Origin of the sequence: Haliscomenobacter sp. (assembly GCF_040403615.1) — a bacterium.
Taxonomy (GTDB): Bacteria; Bacteroidota; Bacteroidia; order Chitinophagales; family Saprospiraceae; genus Haliscomenobacter.
This window is the reverse complement of record NZ_JBBAKG010000197.1, coordinates 1-4,978: the sequence shown is the minus strand read 5'-3', so window position 1 is coordinate 4,978 and position 4,978 is coordinate 1. Positions and strand designations below refer to the sequence as shown.

General features: G+C 46.7%; 4 protein-coding genes. 3 read left to right on the top strand and 1 reads right to left on the bottom strand.

Features of this window, described 5'->3' with window-relative positions; all coding sequences use genetic code 11:
* The coding region (locus ABW391_RS28490) for a PDDEXK nuclease domain-containing protein (RefSeq protein WP_353485304.1) at window positions 1–859 on the top strand (859 nt) is incomplete at its 5' end.
* A 406-nt stretch (window positions 860–1,265) separates the two neighbouring features.
* Here ABW391_RS28490 and ABW391_RS28485 read toward each other — a convergent pair.
* Window positions 1,266–2,276, bottom strand: coding sequence for a tetratricopeptide repeat protein (locus tag ABW391_RS28485; protein ID WP_353485303.1), 1,011 nt, complete (start codon window positions 2,274–2,276; stop codon window positions 1,266–1,268).
* A gap of 98 nt (window positions 2,277–2,374) precedes the next feature.
* On the opposite strand from ABW391_RS28485, the gene ABW391_RS28480 reads away from it, so the two are divergent.
* Window positions 2,375–4,000, top strand: a complete 1,626-nt coding sequence (locus ABW391_RS28480) for a T9SS type A sorting domain-containing protein (protein WP_353485302.1) — start codon at window positions 2,375–2,377, stop codon at window positions 3,998–4,000.
* Between the two features lie 30 nt (window positions 4,001–4,030).
* A complete protein-coding gene (locus ABW391_RS28475) occupies window positions 4,031–4,963 on the top strand; it encodes a DMT family transporter (RefSeq protein ID WP_353485301.1) in 933 nt (310 codons plus the stop codon).
* The last annotated feature ends 15 nt before the right edge of the window (window positions 4,964–4,978 follow it).

The window sequence follows — 4,978 nt, the reverse complement described above, 5'->3', positions numbered from 1 at the left end:
TAGGTATCTCCTTAAGGAACTATCCAAAAGATTGACGATTGAATTAGGATCTGGCTTTGACGAAAGTAACCTAAGGAATATTCGTAGTTTTTATCAAGCCTTTCCAATTCGTGACGCACTGCGTCACGAATTGACCTGGACACATTATCGCATCTTATCTCGGGTAGAAAATGAACTTGCTCGAAATTTTTACATCACAGAAGCCATTGATTGCCAATGGGATACCAGGTTGTTGCAAAGACAAGTAAACACACTTTACTACGAACGTATTCTTTCCAGTCAACAACGAAAAGAATTAAGAGAGGAAGAAAATGCAGGTAAAAAACCGCTGCAAGCAGAGGATATCCTTAAAGATCCCTACATTCTTGATTTCCTTGGGTTAAAGACTTACCCAAAATTGAGCGAAACTGATCTTGAAGAGGCGCTGATCAGTAAATTGCAAGAATTTCTCCTGGAACTAGGTAAAGGCTTCGCCTTTGTAGCCAGGCAAAAACGCATCCGGACGGAAACAAAAGACCGTTATATTGATCTTGTTTTTTACAATATCTTATTGAAATGCTATGTCTTGATTGACCTCAAGGCGGGCGAACTGGAACACGGAGACATCGCACAAATGGACATGTATGTTCGGATTTACGAAGATATAGTTAGTGGAACTGACGATAACCCAACTATTGGACTTATCCTTTGCACGGAAAAAGATGCAACTGTAGTACGATATTCTATTCTGGAGGAAAGCAAACAACTGTTTGCTTCTAAGTACAAGCTTTACCTACCTTCCGAAGAGGAACTGGCTGCTGAATTAATGCGGGAATTAGAGCAGATCAAGAGTGAGAAGCGTTTGGAAGATAGTGAGTGATTTGTTCTATATTTTGTTTGACTGGCAAATTTTAAGACCAGTCTGAATACAATTAAAGCCTCATCCGTTTATTCGGGTGGGGCTTTCGTGTGTTTGGAGAGTTTCGTATTTGCAGCAGAACGTTCCGATTCGTGACGCACTGCGTCACAAATTGAAGACAATTGGGTTGCGCCGACTCCCTTCCACCCTACCATAATGTAACCTGGTTAACCACGGAGTGGTTTAATGCTGAATAGCCGCGGTCGTCCGCGGTAAAAAGCCGGAGTAAGGTGTCCCAACAACGGGAGTGGTTGAACTGAGCTCTGAAAATGATTCAACTGACTGTTGCCGAGATTGGGGAACGGATCTGTGTCACCCAACAACGAAAAGAATTAAGATAAAAAGAAAACGGGGGTAAACCCCTACTCTACCTCATCCGCTCCAAGCCTTCCTTTGCTTTCTGATAATCCGGAGCCAACTTCAGCGCCTGCTCGTAATCAGCCCGGGCTTGTTGTTTTTTACCCATAATCTCTGCTGCTACGCCCCGGTAAAAAAAAGCTTGAATGTGTACCGGAGAAGCCTTGATTGTGGCATCGAATTTTTTGTAAGCCGATTCAATCGAATCCATGTCCATCAGCAGTAGCCCGGCGTTGAAATAGCCTTCGGCGTAGTTTGGATCAATGCGGTTGATTTTTTTAAAAATGGCCAATGAACCTTTGAGGTCGCCAATGCTTTGTAAGTAATAGCCTTGCGCATGCAGGGCTTCGATGTTTTTAGGATCAATGCGGGTAGCGGTTTCAAAGTAGCGTTTGGCGATGGCGTTGCCCAGGGCTGCGTGCAATTGGCCCAGGTTGATCCAGGCATCCACCAGGTCGGGGTCGTTTTCAATCGCGGTTTGAAAACTGTTGATGGCACGGGCAGTATCCCCCGTTTGTTTGAAATTCATCCCGAACATAAAAAAAGCTTCCGCGTTTTGAGGATCGATTTTCAAGACGCGATCGATGCTTTGCATCGATTCTTTGTGTAGGCGCAAAATCATCTGAAATTCGGAGAGTTTGAGTAGGGTCGGAATGCGTTGGGGAAACCTGGACGCCGCGGTCTCTATGGTTTTCAAGGCCTTGTAGCTTTTGAAATAATCGAGGTAAGCATCGGCCAGAAGGTGGTAGTATTCTGCTTTGCTGGAATCGATCGCGATGGCCTGATTTAAATCGGAAATGGCTTCATCAAAACCTTCGAGGCCAAAATAGGCCTCAGCACGGGCATAGTAAAGCGCCGCGTTTTTAGGGTTGCTTTTGATTTGCGCATTGAGTTTGTCCAGCGTGGCGTTGCCAGATGGGGCTGCTTGATCCCCGGCTGCTTCTTTTTGCGTGCAAGCGACAAAAGTAGCAAAAAGCAGAAAGATCAAAACGAAAGGGCGATATTGTAGAGCATTGTACATAGCGTAAGGATTGACTGGATTTTGGCAGCGAAAAAATTAGTTGAAAGCATTTGCCGCTGCGCAATTTTGCATATTAACGACAACAAGGCTTAATTCGTATGGTTGCTCCTAATTATGTTCTCACCTGGATTGTAGCATTGGGATTCCTGTTGCTACCTCATCTCTGTTTTGCCCAAAAATGGCAAAACCTTCAAACATTTGAAAGCACAGGCAACCAAAATACTGGTGATTTGCATTGCAACGAAACGGGTGATTGCGCCGTAGGCTTTACCTTTCAAGGGCAGATCAATTTGTCTGGACGCATCCTGAACAGCCGGGGAGGCAGCGATTTTGTGGTGATGCTGCGAAAAAAAGGGGCAACCAAATCTACTTATTTTACCCACGGAGGAGGCCCATTAGATGAAGAAATTGTTGCGGTAAGACCTCGCTCCAAGGGAGGCCTGCTATGTGCCGGTATTTTTTGGAACGAGTTGAAACTGCCTGATACGACCCTGCTGGCGAGAGATGGAGGGAAAGCCATTTTTTTGACTGCCCATAAGGCCAATGGTCAGGTAGAATGGGCCAAAGTCATTGATGGTACGGGCTTAAAAAGCGTCACCGACATGGTGCTCAATGAAAATGGCAACATCTGGATAAGTGGCTACTTTAGCGATACTTTGTTCATTGGCACCGAAAAGGTATATACAGAGGGCGAGACCGAGATGTTTTTATTGCGCCTGAACGACGATGGAAGTACCCAATGGATCCGCAACCATGGAACAGTCGGAGATACCCGCATCATCGGGATCGCCCCTTTGCCAGGCCGAGCAATCGTAGGAATCGGTTATTTTGATGAAAGTGTTCGCTTTGATGCCAGTATTTTTGGCGCCAATACGTCCGATCAAGATTTGTTTTTGGTGGCCTGGGGCCCCGATGGACAAGTATTGTGGGCAAAAAAAGGCGGAGGAGTTTATGATGCTTCTCCCGTTGACATCGCTACTGATGAGCAGGGGCGCATTTATTTTTGCGGAAACATTGTTGGGGTGATTCGATTCGATGGTGGCCCCAATATCCAAAGCAAAGATGGCAACGCCGATGTGTTTCTGGGAAGCTTCTCCCCTGCTGGCGCTCCTCTTTGGGCCAGAGTGATTTCTGGCGACCAGATTCAGGAATTTTCGCGGATGGCCCTAAGTAAGGATAAAATTTACCTGAGTGGCTATACCCTGGGCGATTTCACCTGGGCAGGTACAAACCTCAAGCCCAGCGATGGATTTACCTCTTTTCTGGGCATCACTGATACGCTGGGGCGTCAAGTTGCCGCGAGTGTGCTGGATGCCGGCGGAGGCTTGTATACCGGAGGATTGGCCTACACACCTGAAGGTCAACTCTATCTAGCAGGAGTCTACCGGGGAACCGGCGCACTGGATGCTTTGCCGCTGTTGAATAAGTCGAACTATACTTTTTTTACCGCGGATTTCTCTACGTTGACAACCGGAATTCCGCAGATTTTGGTGGACGATCCTGCTTTTCAGGTTTTCCCCATACCTGCCAGCGGAGACTTGTCGATTTCCAGTAGATCAACCGATGCTTATGTGGCGGTATTGTATGATGCGCTAGGCAGGCAACTGGAAGTTTTTAAAGAGAGTCCTCAAAATCTCGATCTTTCGGCACTTAATGCTGGAATGTATGTGCTGCAAATCCGAAAAGAAAACACTTGGTCTGTATACAAGGTAATCAAGAGGTAGCTTAAATCCCAGTCCCCAAAACCTAATAAAATGTCCGTTTCACCTGCACTACAAACGCCTTTTTCTCAGCGACGCCGGATCATTGCGGCTTTGTTGGTATTGGTTGCAGCCCTTTGTTTTTCGGCAAAGGCCGTTTTGGTCAAGCTGGCTTATCGCTATGGCATTGATAGCATTTCCTTGCTCACCCTGCGCATGGTCTTTTCGCTGCCTTTTTTTATAGGGATCGCCATTTGGGCCAAAAACCGGGCACTCAAGGAATATCGGCACATCATCCTGAGCAATCAAGACTGGGCCTACATATTTATCCTGGGCTTGTCGGGGTATTATTTGGCCAGCATGTTGGATTTTATGGGGCTGGCCTACATTACGGCGGGTTTGGAGCGGCTGATTTTGTTTTTGTACCCCACGATGGTTTTGGGCATGAATACGTTGTTTTTTAAAAAGCCAGTTACCCGTTCCCAACTCATTGCCCTGGCGCTGACTTATGGTGGGGTCATTTTGGCCTTGATGGATCGCTCACAATTGGGGGCAGGGAGCAATGTTCCACTGGGGGCCGTACTGATTTTTTTCAGCGGATTTGCCTATGCAATTTACCTGGTGGGGAGTGGCCAATACATTGTGCGGATTGGTTCGCTGCGGTACACCTGTATCGCGATGATTGCGGCGAGCGCCGGGGTTATTTTGCAGCATGCCATTATTTACCAATTGGCTTTGTTTCATTATCCGGTGCAGGTTTATGTTTTGTCGTTGATCATGGCCATTTTCTCTACGGTATTGCCCACTTTTATGATGAGCGAGGCCATCCGCATCATCGGGGCTGGCAATGTGGCCATCATTGGCAGTGTGGGGCCGGTAGCAACCATCGTTTTGGGTTATTTTTTGCTGGGAGAAACATTTGGCCTCTGGCAATTGATGGGCACCATTTTGGTCATAATCGGCGTACTCCGGATCAGTTTGAAGTAGTACTTTTGCGCCATA

Excerpts from the sequence above, each read along its gene's own strand:
- ABW391_RS28485 (WP_353485303.1), bottom strand. The coding sequence starts at position 2,276 with ATGTACAATGCTCTACAATATCGCCCTTTCGTTTTGATCTTTCTGCTT.
- ABW391_RS28475 (WP_353485301.1), top strand. The coding sequence starts at position 4,031 with ATGTCCGTTTCACCTGCACTACAAACGCCTTTTTCTCAGCGACGCCGG.
- ABW391_RS28480 (WP_353485302.1), top strand. The coding sequence starts at position 2,375 with ATGGTTGCTCCTAATTATGTTCTCACCTGGATTGTAGCATTGGGATTC.